Below are 24,793 nucleotides of genomic sequence, written 5' to 3'. Positions count from 1 at the left end.
TCCTGATGTTGCGTGCCGTCAGGCCGTCTGGCCCATGGCTTCCTCCCTTGCCCGCCGTCGCAGCTGGCCGTAGGCAAGCAGCCCCAACAGGAGCAAAGCGGGGATGAACATCAGCTCTTTCGGCGGCCGGGGCAACTCCACCTGCACGGCGTCGATGGTCCAGCCAAACTGGATACCGACTCTCTCTGCGGGGCTGCCAAACCCGACAAAATCTACCGCCATCTTGTCGCCATCCGGACTCAGTTCCAGACCAGCTTCCATGAGTCGCTGTTCCGGCGTCTCGCCCGCGGGAATGGGCAGCCGGACATAGGTGCTCACCTCGTCGCCGTCGATATTCATTCCAGACGCCTTCAGGATGATCGGCTGGTCTGCCGGAATGTCTTCAACATATTCCATAACCTGCACACCCGGACGGTCTTCAGTGGGGGGATAGATCATGTCCCACCAGAATCCGGGACGGAACATGGTGAAGGTAATCAGCAGCAGCAGCAGAGTTTCCCACTTGTGGCTCTTGGTGAACCAGTAGCCCTGGGTTGCCGCCGAGAACACCAGCATGGCGGTGACCGCGCTGAACACCGTAACCAGCAGATCAAACCATCCGGTCAGGCCGATCAACAGCAACTGGGTGTTGAAAATGAACATGAACGGCAGGATCGCTGTTCGAATATCGTAGGTGAAGCCCTGGACACCGGTGCGTATCGGGTCGGCACCCGAGATGGCCGCCGCCGCATAGGCCGCAAGCCCCACCGGGGGTGTATCATCGGCGAGAATACCGAAGTAGAACACGAACAGGTGCACCGCGATCAGCGGCACGATAAGCCCATTCTGGGCACCCAGGGTTACGATCACCGGCGCCATCAGGGTCGAGACCACAATATAGTTGGCGGTGGTCGGCAGGCCCATGCCGAGAATCAGGCTGATAACGGCGGTGAAGATCAGCATCAGCAGCAGGTTGCCGCCAGACAGGAACTCCACGAAAGCCGTCATTACCAGGCCAATGCCCGTAAGAGTGACGGTACCCACAACAATACCCGCCGTGGCGGTCGCAACGCCGATGCCAACCATGTTACGGGCACCGGTGGCCAGGGAATGGGCCAGATCGAAGAAACCATCCAGGGTCAGGCGACCGAGGTCACCGTGCTTTCGGAAGAAGGCCTTTAGGGGCCGCTGGGTTATCACAATGAAGATCATGAACAGGGTCGCCCAGAACGCAGAGAGCTGGGGCGAGAAACGCTCGACCGTCAGGCACCACACCAGAACCACAACCGGAAGCAGGAAATACAGGCCGGTTTTCACGGTTGGTCCAACCGGGGGCAACTCGCCCATGTCCTTGTTCGGATCGTCTTCTTCCAACTCGGGAAAACGGGTCGCGTAGCCCACCAGTGCCACATAGACAAGCACGAGCAGTGGCGCAAGCACCCAGATAGCAGCTTCACCCAGACGTGTCTTTATCCAGCCAATGCCGTAATACACCACCAGCGTAACCACGATCAGCCCAATCAGAATGACCACCCAGTTGAGCATCCGCTGGGCCAGGGTCGGCTTGTTGAGACGCTCGATGCCCTGCATCTTGAGCTTGCAGGCCTCGAGGTGGACGATGTAGATCAGCGCCACATAGGAAATCAGGGCAGGCAGAATGGCGTGTTTGATCACTTCAAGGTAAGAGATTCCTACGTACTCCACCATCAGGAAGGCAGCAGCGCCCATGATCGGAGGCGTCAGCTGCCCGTTGGTGGAAGCGGCAACCTCAACGGCACCGGCCTTGGTTGCCGGGAAACCCACGCGTTTCATCAGCGGAATGGTGAAGGTTCCGGTTGTCACTACGTTGGCAATCGAGGAGCCGGAAATCACCCCGCTCAGGCCGCTGGACACCACCGCCGCCTTGGCAGGACCGCCACGCATATGACCAAGCATGGCGTAGGCTACCTTGATGAAATAATTGCCGGCGCCGGCCCGCTCCAGCAGGGCGCCAAAAAGCACGAACAGGAAGACAAAGCTGGTAGACACCCCAAGGGCGACACCAAACACGCCTTCGGTACCGAGCCATTGATGAGACGCCAGCTTGCTGAGGCTGACCCCCTTGTGCGCAATCACATCCGGCATATAAGGGCCGGCAATGGAATAGGTAATGAAGACCGCGGCCACAATGGTCAATGGCAGACCAAGCGAGCGCCGGGTCGCTTCCAGCAAGAGCACCAGGCCAATCAGGGCAACCCAGAGATCCTGGGTGATCGGCGCGCCCGGGCGGGTGGCCAGCTCTTCATAGAAAACATACAGGTAGGAGGCGCAAAACGCCGCCACCAGGGCGAGGACCCAATCGTAAAACGGCACTTTATTGACGTGCCGACCGCGGATCATCGGAAAGGACGCGAAGGCCAGAAAAACAGCGAAGGCCAGGTGAATCGAACGGGCTTCCGTCGAATTGAAAATCCCGATATCCAGAACAAACGGGAGCGGTGATGCAATCCAAAGCTGAAACAGCGACCACACCAGGGGAACGATGAACAGAATAACGGCCGCATAGCCGCTGGCCGCCCTGCCCCCGGTTTCGGTCTGCAGGATTTCCTCTACATTGCCGCCGCCAGCGCTACCTCCGTTCGACGGATCGCTCGTTGCCATAAATTATTCCTGTAGCGTGAAAGGTTAATCTCTGGAAGGAAACCCGGCGGGCAAACGCCCGCCGGTCCGGATTAACGACCGATCAGTCGATCAGGCCAGCTTCCTTGTAGTACTTGGCAGCACCCGGGTGCAGCGGCGCACTCAGGGCATCAGAGACCATCTCTTCCTTGTTCAGGTTGGCGAAGGCAGGATGCAGCCGCTTGAAGCTGTCGAAGTTCTCGAAGACCGCCTTGACCACGGCATAAACCACATCGTCCGGCACATCGGTGGAGGAAACGAAGGTGGCAGCCACACCGAATGTGGTCACGTCTTCATCGCTACCACGGTACATGCCGCCCGGAATTACCGCCTTGCGGTAGTACGGGTTCTCTTCGATCAGGGTTTCCGTAGCCTCATTATCCACGCTGACGATGACGCTGTCGCAGGATGTGGTGGCTTCCTTGATCGCACCGGAGGGGTGGCCGACGGTGTAGAAGAAGGCATCGATGTTGCCGTCACACAGGGCCTGGGACTGTTCCGCAGCCTTGATCTCGGCCGCCAGAGCGAACTTGTCCATGCCCCATCCCATTTCTTCCATCAGGACTTCTGCTGTTGCGCGCTGACCGGAGCCGGGGTTACCCACCGATACCCGCTTGCCCTCGAGGTCCTTGAAGGTCTTGATACCGGACCCTTTGCTGGCAACAACAGTGAACGGCTCCGGATGCAGGGAAAATACCGCGCGCAGTTCCTTGTTGGCGCCGTCGTCCTTGAACTGGCTGGTGCCGTTATAGGCATGGTACTGCCAGTCAGACTGGGCAACCGCCAGATCAAGCTCGCCCTGGCGAATGGCGTTCAGGTTGTAGACTGAGCCACCGGTGCTTTCCACCGAGCAGCGGATACCATGCTCTTTACGGTCCATGTTCACCAGACGACAGATCGCCCCACCGGCCGGATAGTAAACGCCGGTAACCCCGCCAGTACCGATGGTCACAAAGCGCTGTTCCTGAGCTGAAACGGACGTGGAGGCAGCACCGAGACTGACGGCTGCAGCGACAGCGAGTGCGGAGGCTTTGAGTTTCAGTGTCATGTGAGTTCTTCCTTTTCTGTGTGTTATTGGCAATCGCCCGCACGTTCCTACGGACAGACTTCATGGTCGTTTGAAAACATAGACCACTTCACACCATAAATAAAGTATGGATTAGCTGCCTAACCGGTTGACGGGACAACAAAAAAGCCCGCATTGCGGGCTTTTTTGCTCATCATCTCCCGAGGAGACTGACGATCTATTTGGCCGCTCGGGCCTTGGCAACCATGCGATCCGGACGCAGCAGGAAGCGGGCCAGAGCCGGCAGCAGCCAGATAGCACCAACCATGTTCCAGATGAACATGAAGAACAGCAACAGCCCCATGTCTGCCTGGAATTTGATCGGCGAGAAGATCCAGGTCACCACGCCAAGACCCAGTGTTACGCCGGTAAACATAACCGCCTTACCGGTGGAACGCAGGGTCTCGTAATAGGCCTCCTGCAGGGTCTTGCCTTCCAGCAGGTACTTCTCAAGCTTGCTGTAGATGTAGATACCGTAGTCGACACCGATACCCACACCCAGTGCAATCACTGGCAGCGTAGCCACCTTGATGCCGATGCCGGAGACCGCCATGATCGCCTCACACAGGATCGAGGTGAGTCCCAGCGGGATCACGATGCACAGTACCGCACGGAGCGAGCGGAAAGTGACAAAGCACAGCAAACTCACCACGCCGTAGACCAGAATCAGCATCTTGTCCTTGGCGGAGGAAATCACCTCGTTGGTGGCCGCTTCAACGCCGGCGTTACCTGCTGCCAGCAGGAACCGGTGTTCTTCGTTGCTGTTTTCCTCGGCAAACGCCTCGACACGCTCAACCACGGTCTGCAGGGTTTCTGCCTTGTGATCTTCCAGGAACACCAGCACCGGGGTCAGGCTGCAGTCGGTGTTGATTAGCCCGGCCGGGGCCTCGCGGATGGAGGCGTTGATAATGGTCTGGTTCCGGGAGATCTCATACCACTTCCAGTTACCCTCGTTCAGAGCCTTGGTCACAATCTTGGAGACGTCGGCCAGTGAAGCAGACGACTGGACACCCGGCGTGTTCTGAAGCTCCCACTGCAGCTTGTCCATGGCCCTCAGCACGTTGTACTGGGTGCACTGCTCTTCTGGCGTCTTGACCATTACCACCAGAACATCGGCGCTGGTGGAGTAGTTGTTGATGATGAAGGCGTTGTCCTTGTTGTAGCGGGAATCCTTCCGCAACTCCGGCGCACCCTGGTCAAGGTCACCAATCTTGAGGTCCTGCTTGTAATACAGCCCCAAGCCCAGACCGATGACCGCAATAAGCAGGGAAATCGGAGCCACGCCCGGGTGCGAGAAGTAGGACATGACGTGCCACTTGCGATCCTGCTTCTCACCATGGTTCTGCACATGACGCACGCCGCCCTTGGAAATGCCCAGGTAGGACATGATCAGAACGTGCAACACCAGGTTGGTGATGATCACGAAGGCAACACCGATACCGGCGGCGACCGCCAGATCGCGGATTACATCGATCTCGATGAAGAACAGGGTCAGGAAGCCAAAGGCGTCGGAGACCAGGGCCAGCATGCCCGGGATGTAAAGAGCCCTGAAAGCAAGCCTGGCGGCCGTTACCGAGTCAAAGCCTTTGGCCGCTTCAACCGCCATGGCATTGACGATCTGTACACCGTGACTGATACCGATGGCGAACACCAGGAACGGCACCAGAACGGAATAGGGGTCGAGCCCGTAGCCGAGCAGACGCAGGGCGCCCAGCTGCCAGAACACCGCGATGATCGATGTGAAGACCGGGACCAGCGTGCCGGTGATGGAACGCGAGTACCAGAACAGCAGAAGCGTGGTGAGCACAATGGTGATGCCGGCGAACCAGGCAATGGAGCCGATGCCTTCAATCAGATCGCCCACTTTCTTGGCGAAGCCAACGATGTGGATCTGGATGTTGGGGTTCTGCTCTTCGTACTTGTCGCGAATCTTTTCTTCAAGCTGACGGGAAAATTCCGCGTAGTCCAATGCCTCCCCGGTTTCGGGGTTCTTCTCGTAAAGCGGGGCATAGACGATGGTGGACTGGAAGTTATCCGAGACCAGACGCCCCACTTCGTTGGAGCGCAGCACATTCTGGCGCAGCTGCTCCAGACTGTCGCGGGAGCCGTCATAGCCATCGGGGATGACCGTACCGCCCTGGAAGCCCTGCTCGGTCACCTCTACCCAGCGGACGTTGGAGGTCCACAGCGATTTCAGACCGGAACGGTCCACGCCGTTCAGATAGAACACCTCATCGGTGATCTGCTTCAGGGTTTCCATGTACTCCTGAGTGAAAATATCGCCTTCTTCCACAGCAACGGCGATACGCACGAAGTTACCCAGGTTTTCCAGATCTTCCCGGTGCTCCAGCATGTTCACGATGTACGGATGTTCGAGCGGAATCATGCGCTCGAAACTGGCATCGGGCTGGATCTTGGCAGCGTTATAGCCAAGGAAAACAGTCAGCAACGCGAGAACCGCCAGGATGGCTGCCCGGTTATTGAACAGCAGTCGCTCGAGGAAAGGTTCCGCCTTGGGGGTGGTCAGGTAGTGCTCGCCCCTGTCATGTTTCGGGTTGGACATTCAAAAGCCCCTCTATTGTTCGTTCGGTTATTGCCACATCAGGGCGTTATTGAAGGTTCTTTCCGCGGGCGTCCGTGATCTTGGCGCCACCTTCACCGACAATCAGCAGATCGGTTCCGGAAATGGGCACCACACTCATCACACCCTCGCGATCACTACGGAAATGCTCCCGAAAGGTTTCCGCGCCGTTGGTACTCAGCAGAACCGCGCCACCGTTACCAACCAGCGTTATCCGTCCGTCTTCGGCAACAACGCCATCGTTGAGGGTGGCACCGGCCGAATTCGGAACCATGCGCCAGGACTTGCCCAGATCAGTGGAGAACAGCATGTTGCCCCGCAGGCCGAATGCCAGGATTTCGTTCACCTGGCCGGTACCGATAACACCGAACAGGGAGCCGTCATAGGGGGACTCGCGGCGCTCGAAGGTTTCGCCGCCATCTACCGATACGTGGATCTGACCAGCCTCACCTACCAGAACAATCGCTCCGCCGGTGATCCGGGTGATGCCGTTAAGGTGGAAGTTCTGGCGGTTATCAATTCGCGGGGCCCAGTCACGCCAGGTTTCACCGCCATCGACGGTACGCAGGAACATACCGTAAGCACCGACCACAAAGCCGCGCTGTTCGTTCTCAAACCATACGTCCAGCAGCGGATTCACGGGACCAATGTCCAGGTCTGCCTGGAGGTTCTCGAGGGCAAAAAACAGATCGTCCAGCGCCCACTCGAGGTCGCCCTTTTCTTCTTCCGGAGCCTCCTCGATCCGCTCTTCCATCGCGGCAATCTGCTCTTCACGGCTCTCGATGGCCAGCTCCAGGGCACGGGTGCCGTCCAGCTGCAGCTCCCAGGTAGCACCGGCGTCGGTTGTTTTAAGAACAACGCCACTGTGGCCTACCGCCCAGCCATGGGTATCCGAGCCGAAGTCGATACCGGTCAGGGTCACTGATACGGGAACCTCGCCCTGAGTCCAGGTTTTGCCCTCATCATCGGAATAGATGATGTGACCACGCTCTCCCACAGCCACAATACGCTCGCCTGCGCGGGTCACGTCCGTCAGGAGATTTTCCGGGGCCAGATCGGTCAGCCGGGCCGGGGTTTCGATGATATCTGCAAGCGCAAACGCTGCCGGCGCAGACCATGCCATGGAAAGTCCAAGACAGGCCGCTCCCAGAGTCTTGCACATCAACCTTTTAGCCATTCAGATTGCCTATTGTGTTGTGTTGAACTGTGTCTCTGCCCAGCATTGCCGGGTATAACTGTAAACATACCGACAGCCTCACGGCTGCCGGTATGTCAGGTCGCCACTTCCCTGGGGCGGGGGCACGTCCTCCGTCACCGGGGCCTTATCGGACACTCCGGCGGCGGAGGGACGCCGGCGAGAAGTAGCGCCGGTTCGGAACCTCGTTGGTGAATACCCGGGTATTCGGCTCTTCGGTATCCAGGCCAAGCACGTGATACCGGCGGGCCTGAAGATCATGATAGACGTCCAGAACCGTCCACACGCCCGGAAGTTCGTAGTAATTCTTTGGCAGGCCCATGGTCACACGCCAGAGCTCGCCCCGACCGTCGTACTGGTCCAGCAGCACGGTATTCCAGCTGTCCTCGTCGATGTAGAACCGACGCTTGCCGTAGATGTGCCGCTCACCTTCCTTGAGGGTCGCTTCCACCACATGCACCCGATGCAGCTCCCAGCGGGTCAGATCCGGGTTGATGTGGGTAATCCCGAGGATCTCCTCATAGGGCAGCCCTTTCTCACCGATGCGGTAGTTGTTGTAGGGAATGTAAATTTCCCGCTTGCCCTCGTAGGTCCAGTTATAACGGTCCAGGGCACCGTTGAAGATATCGGTGTCGTCTGCGGTCCGCAGGTTATCAGCAGCCGCGATGGGCGAATCATAGCCGAGGTTCGGGGCCCGACGCACGCGCCGTTGTCCGGCGTTGTAACCCCAGCCGTTACGCGGGTTGATGATCTGGTTCAGGGTTTCGTGAATCAGAATCGCGCCACCGGCCAGTCGGGGCGGTGACTGGGTGAAGGAGAGGTAGTAGAAGATGACGTTATCCAGCGTCTCCTCGCTGCCCTCAGGGTTGTAGAAGTTGAAGAAGGCTTCCTGCTGTGAGGTTACCAGGCCGTACTCTCCGTTGGTCTGCACGGCAACCTCGCTGGAACGACGGGTCACGGAAACGCCGCGCCACCGGGTCAGGTGGTTCCAGATTGCCTGCCAGGCCTTTTCCTCGTTGTTGCCGTGCAGAATCGGGAACGGGTAGCCCCCGAACGCACCATCAAGGCCTTCGCCCTCGCCCACGATTTCGGCGCTGACTGCATTTTCCTTGGTATTTTCTGCCACCCAATCGGGCACGGCGTGGGTGCGCCGGGACCGGTAAACCGGCACCTCAAAGGTAGTCGGATAGGTCTCGAGGAGGGCCTTCACGCCATCGGTGAGGTATTCCTCGTACTGATCCATGTTAGCCGGGGTGATCGTGAACAGTACCTCATCATCCGGGAACGGATTGATGTGATGCTGACCGCTACCCTCATAGCCCGGAGGCGGTTCGGTAAGACCGCCAGTCCAGGGCGGAATGGTACCGGCCTCATTGCCGGCCTTGGGTGAGCCAAAGGGAGTCAACTCGTTCCCCAGGCGTGCCGCCTCACTGGCAGACACCGCCGCCAATGCCGACGACGATGCCACGGAAAGCGCCAGAAGGCCGCCGAGAATCACGTTTTTGTTGTATGTCATTTTGGAACCTTAAGTGCGTCTGGAAGCCTCTGAAGAGGCTCTTATTATCGTCTTATGGAACTACCGACTTTCACCCAGATTAGCCGATCTGCCACTAAAGTCTATCGACCGAAAGTGCGATTTTGTATCTGGCCTTACCCGGCCAGGCTCTTGTGCACAACCTCATAGACATCCCGGGAAAGGCCTTCCTTGTCGCGGATACGCTCGAGCGCCGATTGCATCTGGCTGCTGTAAGCCGGCGCAAACTTCCGCCAGCGGGTCAGCGGCGTTACCAGACGGGCCGCAATCTGGGGATTGCTGTCGTCCAGGCGGCAAACCTGGTCTGCCAGGAACCGATACCCCGAACCGTCGGGATTATGGAAGGCCGCCAGGTTCTGGCCGGCAAAGGACCCGATCACCGACCGGATCTTGTTGGGATTCTTCCAGTCGAACGCCGGATGCACGAGCAACTGCTCAATGTCCGACAACTGACCTGCGCGGTCGCTGGCTGCCTGCACCGAGAACCACTGCTCGACCACCTGGGGGTCATCGCGGAAGCGGTCGTAGAAGTCATCCAGCGCCTGCCGCCGGTCGGCCTCGTAATCGGAATTGACCAGCGCCCGCAGCGCTCCCATCCGGTCCGTCATGTTGTCGGCCTCGTTCAACTGGCGCACCGCCAGCGCCCGCCCCTCATCATCATTGATCATCAACAGCCAGCCCAGGGCGGTATTACGCAGACTTCGGCGGGCGATCGCCTCAGGCGTCACCTCATAGGCACCGCTGTCGTGCTGGCGCTGGTAACAGGCAACCAGCTCATCCCGGAGCGCCACCGCCAGATGCTCCAGAACACGCTCCCGGGCCCGATGGATGGCTGGCACATCGGCACTTTCCGCCAGCTCGATCAGATAGGCCTCTGAGGGCAACTGAAGCATTTTCGCGACCAGAGCCTGATCAAGGCCGGTGTCGGTAATCAGTTTGCGGTAAGCCTCGACCAGCCTCGGATCTATGGCCGCGTCATCCGGTGAGCCAATGAGCCGCTGAATGACATCCACCGCCAGACGCTGGCCGGCATCCCAGCGATTGAAGCCGTCCGGGTCGTGATTCATCAGGAACAACATTTGCTCCCGGGTCCAGGGATAACGCACACGCACCGGCGCCGAGAAATGCCGCAGCAGAGAAGGCACAGGCTCTGAAGGGATACCGTGGAACTCGAAGGTATGCACCCCTTCGGTCAGCTCAAGGACTCGTTCGGTTGGCGCCTCCGTCTCATCGCCGGACAGGCGCAATGGCAGCGGCTGACCATCGGAGCCCAGTAACCCAAGGGCAAACGGAATATGCTGGGGCTTCTTGTTGCTCTGCCCCGGGGTATCGGGAATGGTCTGCTCGATGGTCAACCGATAGACGCCCCGACCTTCATCGAATTCATCCGACACGGTCAGTACCGGCGTTCCGGCCTGCTCGTACCAGAGACGGAACTGGCTCAGGTCACGGCCCGAGGCATCCTCCATGGCCCGCACGAAATCATCGGTGGTTACGGCCTGGCCATCGTGGCGCTGGAAGTACAGGTCGCTACCCTTGCGGAACAGATCGGGCCCCAGCAGGGTGTGGATCATGCGCACCACTTCGGCGCCCTTCTCGTAGATGGTCAGCGTGTAGAAGTTGGAGATTTCCATGTAGGACGCCGGCCGCACCGGATGGGCCATCGGGCCACCGTCCTCGGCAAACTGGGCGGTTCGCAACAGGGTGACATCCTCGATGCGCTTGACCGTGGGCGACCCCATGTCTGCGGAAAACTGGGAATCCCGGAACACGGTAAACCCTTCCTTGAGACTGAGCTGGAACCAGTCCCGGCAGGTCACACGGTTACCCGACCAGTTGTGGAAGTACTCGTGGGCGACAATGGCTTCAATACGCTGGAACGCCAAATCGGTGGCAGTTTCCTGGCTGGCCAGCACGCACGATGAGTTGAAGATGTTGAGCCCCTTGTTCTCCATGGCGCCCATATTGAAATCGTCCACGGCCACAATCATGAAGATATCGAGGTCGTATTCCCGCCCGTAGACGTCCTCATCCCAACGCATGGACCGCTTGAGGGAGTCCATGGCGTGGTCACACTTCTCGGCGTTCCTGGGCTCTACATACATGCGCAGATCAATGTCGCGGCCGCTGCAGGTGGTGAACGTGTCACGCTTCTCCACCAGGTCGCCGGCCACCAGCGCGAAGAGGTAGCAGGGCTTGGGGAACGGATCCTCCCAGGTGACAAAGTGGCGACCATCGTCCAGTTCGCCCCTGTCCACGTCGTTGCCGTTAGACAACAACACGGGATAGGCCTCTCGATCGGCTTCAATGCGGGTACGGAAACGGGCCATCACATCGGGACGATCCGGGAAGAAAGTAATGCACCGGAATCCCTCGGCCTCACACTGGGTGCAGAACATTCCGGAGGATTTGTACAGGCCCTCCAGCCGGGTATTGTTCTGGGGCTCGATCCAGGTCACCACGCTCAGTGAGAAGCGCTCGGGCACCGACCGGATAACCAGCTGCTCGCCGCGGTTTTCATAATCGCCATCAGACAGGGCGGTACCGTCCAAAGCAACCGACTCCAGCACCAGACTGTCGCCGTCCAGTTCGAGCGGAGCGGCGGACTCCTGCGAATCGGGGTTACGACGGATAGCCAGCGTGCTATGTACTCGGGCACCGTCCTCGAACAGCTCGAATCGCAAATCAACGGTGTCCACCAGATACGCGGGTACCTTGTAGTCGCTCAGGTAGATGGTTTGTGGCTGGCTGGTACGCATGGATGGTCTCCTGAATTCGTAGCCCGCAGGGGCGCTCGGGCCTGGCGGGCGAAAAAAGATCACTCGGGCCCGTGGCGGTCAGCCTTCCAGGACCCGGAAACGGATTTCATAACCGGTGAACTTGCGGATGTTGATCACACCGGTATCCAGAATAAGGTATTGCCCCTTGATACCCTCGAGCGTGCCTTCAACCTCCGGCGTTTTATCGAGGTTATGGGTTTTGATCTTCGCTGGCCAGGTCTGAACCGGGTAACTGAGACCCAGGCCCTGCTCATCCACCGCCCGAATGGCGTCCTCACCGTGCTCTGCCCGGAGCGCGTCAAGATCGTCGGCTATGAGGGCCAGCATCCGCTCACGCTCCTCCTTCAGGTCCAGCTCCGGCACTTCACCCTTGAGCATCCGCTGCCAGTTGGTGCGGTCGGCAACATGGGCCTTGCACGCCACCTCCACCAGACCGGCCAGATACCGGGTGGCCACCCGAACCATGGGAATGGCATCGACAGCCCCCTGGTCTATCCAGCGCGTCGGCACCTGTGAGGCCCGGGTAATACCAACCTTCAGCCCGGACGAATTGGCGAGGTAGACCACGTGCTCGATCATGCAGTGAGTCTCTCCCCACTCCGGCTCACGACAGGTTCCCAGGTGATAATGGCACTTCTCCGGGCTCATGATGCAGCTGTCGCAGGCGGCCAGCTTGCGGAAACACGGGAAACAGAACCCCTGATTGAAACTCTTGTTGGTCTTGCGATCACAGTGGATGCACCGGATCACGCCGTTGAAATCCAGCCGCAACGGCCTGCCGATGAGATCGTTCAGTGGAATGCGGGTGTCACCCACGGCAATGGTGTAGGACACCGGATGCCCGGCCTCCACCGGCATCTTGCGCAGACGGCCTGTTATGTCGATCAGTTCGTTCAAGACTTGACCTCAACAAACTGGTCCGGGTCTACCTTGCCCTGCCCCTGCGATCGCTGCACGGAAGGGTCGCAGGCCGTGCCAGCCTTGCTGCCCCGATCCAGGTAGCCGGTGCGCTCTTCTTCCGGAATATTGTGCAGGTTCTCGTAGTAAATCACGGCTTCAAGGCTGATTTCCCGCTGTTCGGGCGTCAACTTGCGGCCATCGGGCCATTTGCCCAGCTCAATCGACTGGCGCAGGCTCCGGTACACGTTCGGGTCCAGCCGCTCGATCAGTTCTTCATAGGTCATGCCGCCCTCCTGAAAAAACGTTCATAAAAAATCCGGCTATATCGTTTGACATTCTCAAACGACAATGATTATCATTACCTCACCAAATGGCAACGGTCGTTTCATTTGGTCTCTCTCATCAGGAGCTGAATGCTCTTTTAATGCCCCGCTTTTGCGGGGCTTTTTTATTACCGCCTCCGCTGCCTTACGGGCAGAACCGCCGCCAGGGCCAGCCCTGCAACAAATCCACCCAGGTGGGCCTCGTTGGCCATCCGTCCCAGGCCTACCAGTTCAGGCAACGACGTGAAACCAATCACCATCCAGGCCACCGCAAAGGTCACCAGGGCCGGCGGAAACTGGAACCTGGGCGCCGCACGCTGGCTCAACCAGCAATAGCCCAGAATACCGTAGACCACGCCGGACAGCCCGCCGAACAACGGCCCTGAAACAAAGTACTGCAGACCGTTGGAGAGCAGACTGGTCACCACGAACAGAGTGATGAAGCGGGCACGACCGTCGAACCATTCAATCTGACTGCCCAGAAACCACAGCATCACCGAATTGAAAATGATGTGGGTCCAGCTGAAATGGAGAAAATCGGGCGTCAGCAATCGCCAGATCTGGCCGCTGGCCAGGGTCGCTGTCAACGCGTCCACGCGACCGCCCAGGGTGCTCCAGTCAAAATCCCGGGGATCGATGATCATCAGCGCGGCGGCAAGCTGGTTCTGCCCCATGGCTGTCAGCCAGACCATGAGTACCGCCAACCCGATGATACCCAGCACCAGAGGCGCGTGGCGGGGGGATGGCTGCCAGCGACCGCCCACGAACGCCGGCGACCGGCTCTGGCGATCCACGGCATCACGGATTTCCGGCTCGGCCATGAACCGGTCAAGGGCAGCCAGTACCGGCTCGGCGTGCGCCGGGTCTTCCAGCCAAAGCACCTGAAAGCCGCCTTCTTCGGAGATCCGATGGGCCACGCCCTGTCCATTCAGCCAGCGACTGAAACCGGCCAGATTTACCCTGGTATCCAACTGCTTGACTCGATACACCCTTTGCTCCGCCTCAGGACCTGTTATCGCCGGCGCGTCCTAGCGCGCGACACTGTCTTCACTGGAGGGATAATCTGCCTGCTCCGGCCGCTCCACATCTACCCAGACAAACTTGTCCCGGGAAAGTGCCCGCTCTCCATCCATCCGGTAGGCCACCAGCCGACCGTATTTCACTGCGCTGTAGTCGATGCAGGCCACATTGGCCTTCAGCGGCGCCGGTTCACCTTCCATCCAGTAGTGACCCACAAACACCGGCGGCGCGTCCAGCGGATAACTGATCAACTGCCGGTGCTCGGCCGCCGTCAACTCACGACTCGCAACCTCTGGCGGCAGTGGATCCGGCTGGAACACCACATCGGCGTAGGTTCTGGGATCGTCCGCCCAGAATTTGGTGCGGAAAAACTGGCGCACATAGCCATCGCGACCGGTGATGGACATGCCCTCTGGCAGCCGCAGATCGGTGCCTCGCAGCAGGGTATCCATGACCTGCCCGGCAAAGGATTCAATGGCAGCCGATGCGTGCAGGAAATCCTCGTCGATACAGGCACCGCCCTGGATCCGTTTGAACTTCTCGATCAGGTCGCCATCCCAGCAGGCGTGGACGACCCGGAAGTTCTCTTCCTCGATGAACAGCGGAATGGTGTAGAACCAGTCGAGGAACTCGTTCCACTCGTAGGGATGGGCCTCGAACTGGTCCAGGGTCTCGCGGATCAGGCGATTGTGACGGGGGTTGTGCTCCCGCAGCCACTTCTTGCCACTGCCGGCCCGGGCCCGGGTGCAATAACCCAGGGCGTTGTACTCGTGGTTGCCCATCACGATCCGGGCCGAGCCATGCTCCACCATATCGCGCACCAGGTGCAGTGCTTCACGGATCCTGGGACCACGATCGATGATATCGCCGATAAAAATCGCCTGGCGCCGGGGGTGCTGGTATACGCCGTTGATCTTGCGATAACCCATCTGGTCCAGCAACCTGACCAGGGTGTTCGCGCAACCGTGAATGTCGCCAATGATGTCGTAACCGCGACTAGCGGTCTGTTTCGATACAGCCATGATCAACTCGCTGATATTTCACTGGCCCAGCCAAGCTTGTCACGGCAGGTGGCGTAGAAGTTGTGGTCGGTGGGGTGAATCAGCCGGATCTTGAACGGCTTCTTGGTGATGCGGATGATGTCGCCCGGCGCACAGGCAATGTTCATCTGCCCGTCGAAGCTGATCTGCGGATAGGTTTCATTGGTTTCCCCGATCACCAGTTTGATCTCACTCTTGCCATCGACAACGATTGGCCGGCTACTGAGAGTGTGGGGAAACATCGGTACCAGAACAATGGCGTCGAGCTTGGGGTGCATGATCGGCCCGCCGGCAGACAGCGAGTAGGCCGTGGAGCCAGTGGGAGTTGATACGATCAGGCCGTCCGAGCGCTGGCTGTAGACAAAATGGCCATCAATGAACAGGTCAAAGCCGATCATCCGGGTCGATTTGCCCGGGTGCAGCACCACATCATTCAACGCGGTACCGAACCCCAGGGGCTGGCCGTTGCGCTCAACATTGCCGTCCAGCAGAAACCGGGTTTCCTCGATGTACTCGCCTTCCAGCACCTTCCCCAGGCGCTCCTCGAGATCGGCCGGAGAGATATCCGTCAGGAAGCCAAGACGCCCCCGGTTGACACCCAGCAAGGGTATCTTCGACTTGGCCAGTTCCCGGGCCGCACCGAGCAGGCTGCCATCACCGCCCACCACAATCACCAGGTCGCAGATCTCACCCAGCAGCTTCTTGCTGGCCACCTGCAGGCCGTGACCGGGCAGCATGCTGGCCGTGTCTTCTTCGAGAATAACGTGGTAGTTATGGGTGATCAGGTATTGCTTGAGCTGGCGCAGGGATTCAACCACCTTCACGCTGCCCATCCGGCCAATCACACCAATGTTCCTGAACTGATCCATGAAGCTTCCTGTGGTGTCGGGATGCCGCCGGACGCCGAGCGGTCGTCCGGCTCCGGTTCACACTGGGCTACAGTTTAACGAAAGTCGACGGGATACTGAAAAAAGTTGGCAATGGCGAGCTGTCGTTGCTCAACCCGGGTTCTGATGCTGCTCGCACCTGTCGTCCACCCCCGGGCGGAATTCCGACGGCTGGCTGACCCTCAGGATGGGCTCCCCGCAGCGCTTTCCACCGTCGGTTTCGTGGGCACACACCGGGTTCTCGTAGTGCTCAAGCCACTCCCGGTAGGCGGGCTCATTCATGCCACACCGGTCGGCGGCATAGGCCGTTGGATTCTCGAAGTAGGTCTCAATGTCTTCGAACGGCAGGGTCAGGTGCCCCACGCCGGGATGGTAGGCCACCAGAAACACCGATTGCCGCTTCAGGTGGTCCATGATCGAATTTTCCACGGGCTCCCGATTTCTGAGCTCGTGGTTTTCCTGCTCCAGGGCGACGATCTTGTCGTCCCGCAACTCGAGCTCCCGCTGCCGGCGCTCCAGCTGATCCTTCAGCAGCACCAGTTCGGCGTCGGCGTTCGACTCCTCGCGCTGCTTGTCGGTCCCACTGTCGGCAATCTGCTCCTGCATGGTGAGGTATTGTTCGTTACGCTCAGCCAGTCGCTTTTTCAACTGCTCGTTGCTCAGCCGCTGGCGTTCGTACTTCTGCTCCAGATCCGCAATCTCGCCCCTCAGGGTCTGCATCTCGAGACGATGCTCGCGCTGCAGGTCAGACAGGGAATCCCGGTGCACGCTCTGCAGCGTCTTGATCCTCAGACGTTGCTCGCGGATCAGCTGCGCCAGCCTGGAGCGGTCTGCGGCCGACGAGTCGTCTGTACCCGGTGCTTCCGCCTGGGCATTAAGCACGGGGATCTCCTCTTCCCGCGCCGGTTCTTTCTTGCGGAATTTGAGACTGTTGGCCTCCACGGCCTTGCGAATGGTCTGGAAGTGGTTGTTCCCCGGTGTCATATCGGGGTCCCAGAGATCCTCCTTGAACCGGGGATCCGGGCACTGGCTGCGGCACACCAGGCGAATGGCGCCGCCACCCATGTCAGGGCCCTTGGCGCCGTTTCTGGCCAGCTCCTCAATGGGAACGTTCCAGTGCGTGTCGGCCCGGCCCTCCTCGTCAAACCAGATGCGGAAGAACACCAGGGATTGAACCAGCAGCTCTCCATTCAGCTCAACCAGAACGGCTCGAACATCGGTCTCGGCCAGATCCGACAGTCCCACATAACCATCCAGGAAAGCGCCGAACTCGCTGGCGCGCATCTGCCGCGAAACCTGGCTACCGTCCATGAAGAACACCGCCGCATAACCATCAGTTGCCTGGTCGGCAGACACCATTGCACTTTCTCCGCACTAGACTCCGAAATCGAACGTATCCGTACCCTCACGACAGAACCGGACAGGTTGTTCCATTCCGGAGGGTAAAAACCCCTTGCGCAATACGTGGTCGCCAGGGAGCAACCACGAATCGCGGAAGGGGCAAGCTGACAGACCCAGCGCTATTAGTCTAGCCAGACAATCGTTCGTGCACAGGGAAAAACTGCAACGATTTGTGATCTTGTGACCGATCAGAGTTCGGCGGCGAGCCTGCTCCCCTGATTGATGGCGCGCTTGGCATCCAGTTCGGCAGCAACATCGGAACCGCCGATCAGATGCACCGGCAGGCCGGCCGATTCCAGATCCGCCTGCAATTCACGCAGCGGCTCCTGGCCCGCGCACACGATGACGGTGTCCACTGCCAGCACACGGTCTTCGCCCTGCTCGGCACCCTTCGGAGTAATGGTGACATGCAGCCCTTCGTCGTCAATCTTGCGGTAGGTGACACCCGGCACCATCTGCACCTGACGGTTCTTGAGGGAGGTACGGTGGATCCAGCCGGTGGTCTTGCCCAGATTCTTGCCCACCTTGGAGGCTTTGCGCTGCAGCAGATACACTTCCCTTGCCGGCTCCGGCACCTCCGGGGTCATGCCCTGGATACCGCCACGGTGCTCCACGCTAAGATCCACGCCCCATTCGCGCATGAAGTGGCCAGTATCCAGCGCGGCCGACTCGCCTTTGTGAACTATGAATTCGGAGACATCGAAACCGATGCCGCCAGCGCCAATCACCGCCACTTTCCGGCCAACCGGCTTGCGCTCAAGCAGTGCATCCAGATAGCCAATCACCTTGGGATGGTCGATGCCCTCGATATCGGGGGTGCGGGGCTTCACCCCTGTGGCCAGGATCACCTCGTCGAAACCACCGGCCTTGAGGTCTTCGGCACTGACACGGGTATTCAGGCGAACATCCACGCCGTGCTTGTCCAGCATGACCCGGAAATAGCGGAGCGTCTCGTAAAACTCCTCCTTGCCCGGAATCAGCTTCGCCACATTGAACTGGCCGCCGATTTCGATGCCCGCATCAAACAGCGTGACCTTGTGGCCACGCTCCGCCGCAACCGTGGCAAATGCCAGACCAGCGGGACCGGCACCAACCACGGCAATGGCTTTCGGGTTGGCCGTTTTCACGTAGGTCAGCTCGGTTTCGTGACAGGCCCTCGGGTTCACCAGGCACGAGGTAAGCTTGCCGCTGAAGGTATGGTCCAGACACGCCTGGTTACAGCCGATGCAGGTGTTGATTTCATCGGCACGGTCTTCGGCGGCCTTGAGAACCAGGTCGGCATCGGCCAGGAACGGGCGGGCCATGGACACCATGTCGGCGTCGCCATCGGCCAGGATCTTCTCGGCGACATCCGGCATGTTAATCCGGTTGGTGGTAACCAGCGGAATGCTCACTTCGCCTTTCAGTCGCGCGGTCACCTTGGTGAAGGCGCCCCGGGGTACGGAAGTTGCAATGGTCGGAACCCGGGCTTCGTGCCAGCCGATACCGGTGTTGATGATGGTGGCGCCAGCCTTCTCGATCTCTTTCGCCAGGTGGACCACCTCGTCCCAGGTGCTGCCGTCTTCGATCAGATCCAGCATCGACAACCGGTAGATGAGAATGAAGTTCTCACCCACCCGCTCGCGTACACGGCGGACAATTTCGAGGGGCAGGCGGATTCGGTTCTCGTAGCTGCCGCCCCAGCGGTCGGTTCGGTGGTTGGTGTGGGAAACAATGAACTGGTTAATGAAATAGCCTTCCGAACCCATGATCTCCACCCCGTCATAGCCGGCCCGCTGAGCCAGGGCGGCACAATCGACGTAGTCCTGGATCTGCTTCTCGATGCCCGCTTCATCCAGTTCTTTGGGCTTGAAAGGGTTGATCGGCGCCTGGATGGCAGACGGGGCGACCAGTTCCGGAGAGTAGGCGTAGCGACCGGCATGAAGAATCTGCATGCAGATCTTGCCGTCTGCCTCATGCACCGCCTCGGTGATGATCCGATGCCTATCCGATTCCTCCTCAGTGGTCATCTTGGCAGCGTGCTGGAAAACCCCGCCTTCAACATTCGGCGCAATACCACCAGTCACAATAAGCCCCGCACCACCACGGGCCCGCTCTGCGTAGAACGCCGCCAGGCGCTGGAATCCATTCTTCGCTTCCTCAAGCCCTGTGTGCATGGAGCCCATCAGGGTGCGATTGCGCAACTTTGTGAAGCCCAGGTCCAGGGGCTCAAGCAGATTCGGGTACCTGGCAACGCCGGGGGTAGTGCTGGTGGTCATGTCCTGTCTCCTCATCGGGTTCGTCAGCGAGGCCATGGCTCTTGCGGCCGGTTCATCCCCGCTCGTGATCGCCCCTAAAGCTACCGCCACCCCTTGCCCCCAGCAATATCCAGGAATAACATTCTATTATCTTTGGATAACATGTCAGACAAAGGCTTCAATGAGCGAACCCCGATCCCTCCAGCCGGTGCCCCGTAATTCGCTCGGCGACATCAGTGTTCTCTATGTCTCCGTACTGATGCGCGCCGCAGCGGCAGAGGGCGCCGATACCGCTGAACTGGCATCCCGCTTCCAGCTTGACAGTGAGACCCTGAACTCGCCGGATGCCAGGATTAGCATCCCGCGTTTCATGCGGCTCGGCCATGCGGCCATCGACGTCACAGGCAACCCTGCCCTCGGACTGCGCATGGGGGCGCTGTCGCGACCGGTAGACGCGGGCCTCGCCGGTCTTGCCGGTGAAACCGCCGGCACCGTGGGCGCTGCCATCAGTACACTGATACGCTATGCCCTTCTAACCAGCCGGAACAGCCGGGGCACGCCCTCGGTGCGCCCGGACGCCAGGCAGGCCTGCTTTTATTCCATCCGGCCCTACAACAGCTTCAACTATTTTGTGGTGGATTCGGTACTTGCCGCCTGGACCCAGTTCCTTCGCGCTATCAGCGGTCGCTACGACGTCCTGGAACGAGTCAGCATTGAATACCCCTCCATCGGGCAGGACGAATTGTTCGAAGGCTGGTTTCGCTGCCCGGTGCACTTCGGCGCTGCAACCAACAGCATCACGGTGCGTCGCGAGATCTGGGAGATGCAGAGCCTGCAGGCACAACCGGCCATGCATGAACACCTGGTACGCCAGTGTGAGGGCGAACGTCAGCAAATCGAGAAAGGCTGGACCACCAAAGACCGGGTGAAGAACCTGCTCACTCCCCTGTTCCGGGGTGAAACACCGGACCTTCAGACCATTGCCATGAAACTTGGCGTGGCGCCCTGGACCCTGCAGCGGTTGCTGGCCTCGGAGGGCACCGGCTTCCGGGAGCTGGTTGACGAAACACGAAAGCAACTGGCGCGGGATTACATCCGGGAGACAGATACATCGCTTGCGGAAATTGCCTGGCTGCTTGGTTTCGCGAACCCGCCTGCGTTTCACAAGGCGTATCGGCGGTGGTTCAACCTGAGCCCGGGAGAGCATCGAAAAAGGGAGAGTAAAAATGGCGGAGCGGACGGGACTCGAACCCGCGACCCCCGGCGTGACAGGCCGGTATTCTAACCAACTGAACTACCGCTCCGTGCGGCGCATCACAGGAACCTTGAACAGGCGGTGCAATCAGGGGTGTGACTGCTCTGTGACAACGAGGGCGCATTATAAAGAGGCGCCCTGCCATGTCAACGTTTTTTCTGAAAAAAATTGGTGGATGGCCAGCCGTTACATGGCATCGACCATCGCATCCTTACCCTGTGCGGTTTTGCGATATTCGATCGGGGTCATGCCGGACCAGCGCTTGAACGCCCGGTAGAAGGTGCTGGGCTCGGAGAAGCCAGTCAGGTAGACGATTTCGTCAATGGACTCGTCGGTGGTGGCCAGCAGCTGACGGGCGAGACGGTAACGGAAATCGGCCAGCACCTGGTTAAAACTGGTTTCTGCTTCCGTTAGGCGCGTGCGCAGGGTCCGGGCCTTGATACCCAGCCTCTCGGCCACGGCATCGAGGGTGACTTCGCCACTGTCGAGCAGTTCGGCGACAATTCGCTCAACCTGCCCAACGATGTCCTTTTTCTCCAGACGCGCCACCTGCTCACTGGCGAAACGCTCGTGCAGGTCCAGCAGTTCTGGCTCGGCGTGCGGCGAAGCGTGAGAAAGCAACTTGGCCGGGAAGTAAAGCCGGTTTTCCTCTGCGCCGAAGGTCACATCGCAGCCAAGCACTTCCCGCACATGGTCCTGCCCTTCTGCACGCTCGTGTTCGAACTCGATGCGCGATGGGTAGAAACTGCCGTCTGTGATGGACTTGAAGAAAGTAATCAGCCCCTGAACAAAGCACTCGTTGAAGTGTTTGAGGCGGCGAACGTCATCGGAGGCGGCGTCCAGCACCATGCAGGCATCATCGCCCTCGATAAAGAAATCGGTGTTGGCGGCGTCGCTGAGCAACCGCTGGTAGTTCTGTGCGCGGCGCAGCCCTTCGCCGAAGGTGGGACTGCTCAGGAACAGGTATTCGAGCACCTGCCCCTTGTAGGCTGGCAGCAACTGTCCCAGATGAAGGCCGACATCGGGATCTCCGGACACCTCCTCAACGGCCTGCCAGAAATACATCTGGGCGCTGTGGGGTGTTCGCAGCTGCTCGGTGTAGACGTAGTTCTCATCCACCCCCAGGCGACTGAAGATGGCGTCCGTATCAACTCCCTGCTTCTTCATCGCCTCATAGATCAGGCGCAACATCACGCCCGCGTCACGAAGTTCCTGCATAAGATCCCGCTTTTCTTATTCGTTAACTGATACCTTGACCGGCTGGACAAACACCGGGAAACCCCAGGTCAATGCCCTGCCCGACGGTTTCTGCCAGACTAATCGAGTATATAGAATACACACTCCCGGGCGTTCGCCTGTTATCAGAGCATATCAGGCCACGACCGGAGAGTTGTACCAAATTGTAAAAATAAGCGGTATCTGCGCGACAGAACCCCCCGTTATGGTTCCGCCCGGCCCGCCACAGGACGCACAAGGAGTCACCTATGCCCGAGCCTCTTGTCTACCACGGCACGCCGCCGGCTTTGCTGCCTCTCTACGGCAAGGCTCTGCTCCCCAAAAAGAAGCATTCGGGAGATTCCATCGTCATTCCTGAGCTCTCCGCCCGCCTGGTCGGCGTGGCAACCGCCACCGACAAACTCCGCAAGTACCAGCAGGTCTGTGGCTTTGCCAGCCATCACCACGTGCCCGTGACCTGGCCCCATATTCTTGCCTTTCCCCTGCATCTGAAGCTGCTGACGGATGACCGATTCCCCCTGCCCCTGCTGGGACTGGTACACCTGCGCAACACCATCACCCAGCACCGACCGATCGGACACGGGGAAACGCTCGACCTGAACGTCGCGCTGGGGAACACCACAAAATCTTCACGGGGAGTTGAATTCGATCTTATCACGCAGGCCCACTCGGCCGGCCAGCTGATCTGGGAAGAAGCAAGCACTACCCTCTTCCGGCAGGCCAGCGGCAACGGCCAATCCGGTGGCGGCAAGCCGCCAAGAGAGCTGGAGCGATTCCCGGATACCCTGAACCTGAAAGCGCCGGAATCGATCGGACGCCAGTATGCGCGGGTTTCGGGCGACAGCAACCCCATCCACATGCACGCTCTGAGTGCCCGGGCCTTTGGCTTTCCGCGGGCTATCGCGCACGGCATGTGGACCAAAGCCCACGCCCTGGCGCTACTGGAGCGGCAGCCCGGCTGGAAATCGGGGGCCCTGAGTGTGAGCTGTCAGTTCAAGAAGCCGCTGTTCCTGCCTGGCACGGCCCAGTTGAACTGGCGAAGCGGCCCAAGCGGCTGGGATTATCAGGTGTTGAATGGCAAGGGCGATGCGCCCCATCTTACCGGGCGCATCGACTGGCTCTAGGAGTCCGAATCCTCCGGTGCGCAGGGAGAACCCTCCGCCCCGGCGACCGGCAGGGTGAAATAGAAGCAGGCGCCGCCGTCTTCGGGGCGCTCAAACCCGATATCACCGCCCTGGGCCTGAATGAGGGAGCGGCAGGTTGAAAGCCCGATGCCCATGCCCTCGTCCTTGGTGGTGAAAAACGGCAAAAACAGCTTTTCCTCAGCGTCGGGAGACAGCCCCATTCCGTGATCCCGAACCTGGATACGCACACAGCTGCCCCCCTGAACCCGGGCGCTGACCTCCACGGGCGCGTCTGAGTCAATACTGCTGGTTGCTTCCAGGGCGTTGCGGATGAGGTTGAGAGCCACCTGCTGAACCTGGATGGGATCCGCCAGCACCTCCGGCATATCATCCGGCACCTCAAGAGAGATAGCGCCCTTGTTGTTGCGCATATCCACCTCGGCGAACTGGCGGGTATCCTCAAGCAATGCCGATACCGACAGAACTTCCTTGCCGGTGGCCGGTTTCTTCATGAACCGGCGGATCCTGCGAATGATCTCGCTGGCCCGGTGGGACTGGGCCTCGATCTTGTCCAGGGTTTCCCGAAGCAGATCCATATCGGGGCTTTCCTTGGCCATCATCCGCTTGGCCACCCGGGCGTAGTTGGTTATGGCTGTGAGCGGCTGATTCACCTCGTGGGCGACGCCAGCCGCCATCTCTCCCATGGTGGTCAGGCGCGAGGTGTGGGCAAGCTGGTCCCGCTGCTCCTGCACCAGCTGCCTGGCCTCTTCCAGGGCCCGTTCACTGTCCAGCTCGGCGGTAATGTCGCGGAAAACCACAACGGCGCCATGGAGCTCATCGGCATCCAGCTTCGGCGTGGAGCGATACTCAGCCGGAAAACCGGTGCCGTCGGCACGCAGCATCCGGATGTCCCGCTGGTTCTCCGCCACGCCCTGCTGGCAGGTAGCCCGAACAGGCAGACTGTCCGGGCAAGCGGCAGAGGTGGCAAAGTGAGTTTCAAAAAAATTGCGGCCGATCAGCTCGTCAACCGGGCAACCAACAATGGCGGCCGCGGCCGGGTTGGCAAACTCGATAATGCCATTCTCATCCAGTCCGTAAATGCCTTCACTGATGGAGTTGAGAATGCGGGTCTGGTCGCTCTGCAGCTCCCGGTTCCGCGCCTGCAGCTGCCGCTCGAGACGAATGACGCTGGCGTGGGTTTTCACCCGGGCAATCACTTCCTGAGACTGGAACGGCTTTGAAATATAGTCGGCGCCACCCAGGGAGAAACCCTTCACCTTCGCCTGCAGGTCGTCGAGGGCAGACAGGAAGACCACAGCGCAGTCAGCGGTCTGGGGATCGGTCTTGAGCCGCTGGCAGACTTCGTAACCGTCCATTTCCGGCATCATGATGTCGAGGAGAATCACCTCTGGCTGGTGACGGTGTGCAAGGTCGAGGGCTTTCTCGCCCTCGTTGGCAATGAGCAGTCGGTAGCCTTTGTCTTTCAGGGTCTCATAGAGGACTTTGAGGTTCTGCGGGTTATCGTCCACGAGCAGAACCGTCACCTCCGAGTTCTCGCTGACAGCTTCAGTCATAGT

Annotated in this window: 16 protein-coding genes, 1 tRNA gene and 1 pseudogene; 2 read left to right on the top strand and 16 right to left on the bottom strand. The window is 59.6% G+C overall.

The genetic code is table 11. The features are described from left to right. Positions 1-18: 18 nt before the first annotated feature. From ACFC20_RS05045 to ACFC20_RS04985, 13 genes are all read right to left on the bottom strand, one after another. Positions 19-2,619: a TRAP transporter permease gene (locus ACFC20_RS05045; protein ID WP_375192048.1), complete on the bottom strand. Its 2,601-nt coding sequence runs from the start codon at positions 2,617-2,619 to the stop codon at positions 19-21. An 82-nt stretch (positions 2,620-2,701) separates the two neighbouring features. After that, the gene (locus ACFC20_RS05040; protein ID WP_375192047.1) at positions 2,702-3,685 is read right to left on the bottom strand and encodes a TAXI family TRAP transporter solute-binding subunit; all 984 of its coding nucleotides are present in this window, start codon (positions 3,683-3,685) and stop codon (positions 2,702-2,704) included. 196 nt (positions 3,686-3,881) lie between these two features. Continuing rightward, positions 3,882-6,266 carry an RND family transporter gene (locus ACFC20_RS05035; RefSeq protein WP_375192046.1) on the bottom strand — a complete coding sequence of 795 codons (2,385 nt, stop codon included), beginning with the start codon at positions 6,264-6,266 and terminating at the stop codon, positions 3,882-3,884. 46 nt (positions 6,267-6,312) lie between these two features. After that, the gene (locus ACFC20_RS05030; RefSeq protein ID WP_375192045.1) at positions 6,313-7,407 is read right to left on the bottom strand and encodes a WD40/YVTN/BNR-like repeat-containing protein; all 1,095 of its coding nucleotides are present in this window, start codon (positions 7,405-7,407) and stop codon (positions 6,313-6,315) included. 199 nt (positions 7,408-7,606) lie between these two features. Continuing rightward, the gene (locus ACFC20_RS05025; RefSeq protein ID WP_375192044.1) at positions 7,607-8,995 is read right to left on the bottom strand and encodes a DUF1329 domain-containing protein; all 1,389 of its coding nucleotides are present in this window, start codon (positions 8,993-8,995) and stop codon (positions 7,607-7,609) included. Between the two features lie 134 nt (positions 8,996-9,129). Further along, entirely contained in the window at positions 9,130-11,772 is a 2,643-nt protein-coding gene (pepN, locus tag ACFC20_RS05020; RefSeq protein ID WP_375192043.1) for an aminopeptidase N, read from the bottom strand. A gap of 78 nt (positions 11,773-11,850) precedes the next feature. Next, positions 11,851-12,690, bottom strand: a complete 840-nt coding sequence (locus tag ACFC20_RS05015; protein ID WP_375192042.1) for a DUF2797 domain-containing protein — start codon at positions 12,688-12,690, stop codon at positions 11,851-11,853. Beyond that, on the bottom strand, positions 12,687-12,977 hold the full coding sequence (locus ACFC20_RS05010; protein ID WP_091992066.1) for a YeaC family protein: 291 nt from the start codon (positions 12,975-12,977) through the stop codon (positions 12,687-12,689). The genes ACFC20_RS05015 and ACFC20_RS05010 overlap by 4 nt, the downstream gene beginning before the upstream one ends. 167 nt (positions 12,978-13,144) lie before the next feature. Beyond that, positions 13,145-14,005: a rhomboid family intramembrane serine protease gene (locus ACFC20_RS05005; protein WP_375192041.1), complete on the bottom strand. Its 861-nt coding sequence runs from the start codon at positions 14,003-14,005 to the stop codon at positions 13,145-13,147. 39 nt (positions 14,006-14,044) lie between these two features. Continuing rightward, positions 14,045-15,058: a metallophosphoesterase gene (locus tag ACFC20_RS05000; RefSeq protein ID WP_375192040.1), complete on the bottom strand. Its 1,014-nt coding sequence runs from the start codon at positions 15,056-15,058 to the stop codon at positions 14,045-14,047. Positions 15,059-15,060: 2 nt separating this feature from the next. Further along, positions 15,061-15,945, bottom strand: coding sequence for an NAD(+) kinase (locus ACFC20_RS04995; RefSeq protein ID WP_091992063.1), 885 nt, complete (start codon positions 15,943-15,945; stop codon positions 15,061-15,063). A gap of 129 nt (positions 15,946-16,074) precedes the next feature. After that, entirely contained in the window at positions 16,075-17,322 is a 1,248-nt protein-coding gene (locus ACFC20_RS04990) for a DNA repair protein (protein WP_375192039.1), read from the bottom strand. A gap of 230 nt (positions 17,323-17,552) precedes the next feature. Beyond that, positions 17,553-19,622 (bottom strand): FAD-dependent oxidoreductase, encoded by a 2,070-nt coding sequence (locus tag ACFC20_RS04985; RefSeq protein WP_375192038.1) that lies wholly within the window; start codon positions 19,620-19,622, stop codon positions 17,553-17,555. A 160-nt stretch (positions 19,623-19,782) separates the two neighbouring features. On the opposite strand from ACFC20_RS04985, the pseudogene ACFC20_RS04980 reads away from it, so the two are divergent. Further along, positions 19,783-20,817, top strand: a pseudogene (locus ACFC20_RS04980) (AraC family transcriptional regulator); the annotation flags it as partial. An 11-nt stretch (positions 20,818-20,828) separates the two neighbouring features. Here ACFC20_RS04980 and ACFC20_RS04975 read toward each other — a convergent pair. Together ACFC20_RS04975 and ACFC20_RS04970 are read right to left on the bottom strand one after the other, a co-directional pair. Beyond that, positions 20,829-20,905 (bottom strand) — tRNA-Asp (locus ACFC20_RS04975). 137 nt (positions 20,906-21,042) lie between these two features. Then, positions 21,043-22,074 carry an AraC family transcriptional regulator gene (locus ACFC20_RS04970; RefSeq protein ID WP_375192037.1) on the bottom strand — a complete coding sequence of 344 codons (1,032 nt, stop codon included), beginning with the start codon at positions 22,072-22,074 and terminating at the stop codon, positions 21,043-21,045. A 266-nt stretch (positions 22,075-22,340) separates the two neighbouring features. Here ACFC20_RS04970 and ACFC20_RS04965 point away from each other — a divergent pair, with 266 nt between their 5' ends. After that, positions 22,341-23,216 (top strand): MaoC/PaaZ C-terminal domain-containing protein, encoded by an 876-nt coding sequence (locus ACFC20_RS04965; protein ID WP_375192036.1) that lies wholly within the window; start codon positions 22,341-22,343, stop codon positions 23,214-23,216. Here ACFC20_RS04965 and ACFC20_RS04960 read toward each other — a convergent pair. Then, positions 23,213-24,790, bottom strand: a complete 1,578-nt coding sequence (locus tag ACFC20_RS04960; protein ID WP_375192035.1) for a response regulator — start codon at positions 24,788-24,790, stop codon at positions 23,213-23,215. The genes ACFC20_RS04965 and ACFC20_RS04960 overlap by 4 nt on opposite strands. Between the last annotated feature and the right edge of the window lie 3 nt (positions 24,791-24,793).

The sequence above is a fragment of the Marinobacter sp. genome (assembly GCF_041984545.1).
In the GTDB taxonomy this organism is placed as follows: domain Bacteria; phylum Pseudomonadota; class Gammaproteobacteria; order Pseudomonadales; family Oleiphilaceae; genus Marinobacter.
This window is presented reverse-complemented; position numbering and strand designations above follow the sequence as displayed.

Bases quoted from the DNA above. Each gene is read 5' to 3' on its own strand.
- ACFC20_RS05045 (WP_375192048.1), bottom strand. From the start codon at position 2,619: ATGGCAACGAGCGATCCGTCGAACGGAGGTAGCGCTGGCGGCGGCAAT.
- ACFC20_RS05040 (WP_375192047.1), bottom strand. From the start codon at position 3,685: ATGACACTGAAACTCAAAGCCTCCGCACTCGCTGTCGCTGCAGCCGTC.
- ACFC20_RS05035 (WP_375192046.1), bottom strand. From the start codon at position 6,266: ATGTCCAACCCGAAACATGACAGGGGCGAGCACTACCTGACCACCCCC.
- ACFC20_RS05030 (WP_375192045.1), bottom strand. From the start codon at position 7,407: ATGGCATGGTCTGCGCCGGCAGCGTTTGCGCTTGCAGATATCATCGAA.
- ACFC20_RS05025 (WP_375192044.1), bottom strand. From the start codon at position 8,995: ATGACATACAACAAAAACGTGATTCTCGGCGGCCTTCTGGCGCTTTCC.
- pepN (WP_375192043.1), bottom strand. From the start codon at position 11,772: ATGCGTACCAGCCAGCCACAAACCATCTACCTGAGCGACTACAAGGTA.
- ACFC20_RS05010 (WP_091992066.1), bottom strand. From the start codon at position 12,977: ATGACCTATGAAGAACTGATCGAGCGGCTGGACCCGAACGTGTACCGG.
- ACFC20_RS05000 (WP_375192040.1), bottom strand. From the start codon at position 15,058: ATGGCTGTATCGAAACAGACCGCTAGTCGCGGTTACGACATCATTGGC.
- ACFC20_RS04995 (WP_091992063.1), bottom strand. From the start codon at position 15,945: ATGGATCAGTTCAGGAACATTGGTGTGATTGGCCGGATGGGCAGCGTG.
- ACFC20_RS04990 (WP_375192039.1), bottom strand. From the start codon at position 17,322: ATGGTGTCTGCCGACCAGGCAACTGATGGTTATGCGGCGGTGTTCTTC.
- ACFC20_RS04985 (WP_375192038.1), bottom strand. From the start codon at position 19,622: ATGACCACCAGCACTACCCCCGGCGTTGCCAGGTACCCGAATCTGCTT.
- ACFC20_RS04970 (WP_375192037.1), bottom strand. From the start codon at position 22,074: ATGCAGGAACTTCGTGACGCGGGCGTGATGTTGCGCCTGATCTATGAG.
- ACFC20_RS04965 (WP_375192036.1), top strand. From the start codon at position 22,341: ATGCCCGAGCCTCTTGTCTACCACGGCACGCCGCCGGCTTTGCTGCCT.
- ACFC20_RS04960 (WP_375192035.1), bottom strand. From the start codon at position 24,790: ATGACTGAAGCTGTCAGCGAGAACTCGGAGGTGACGGTTCTGCTCGTG.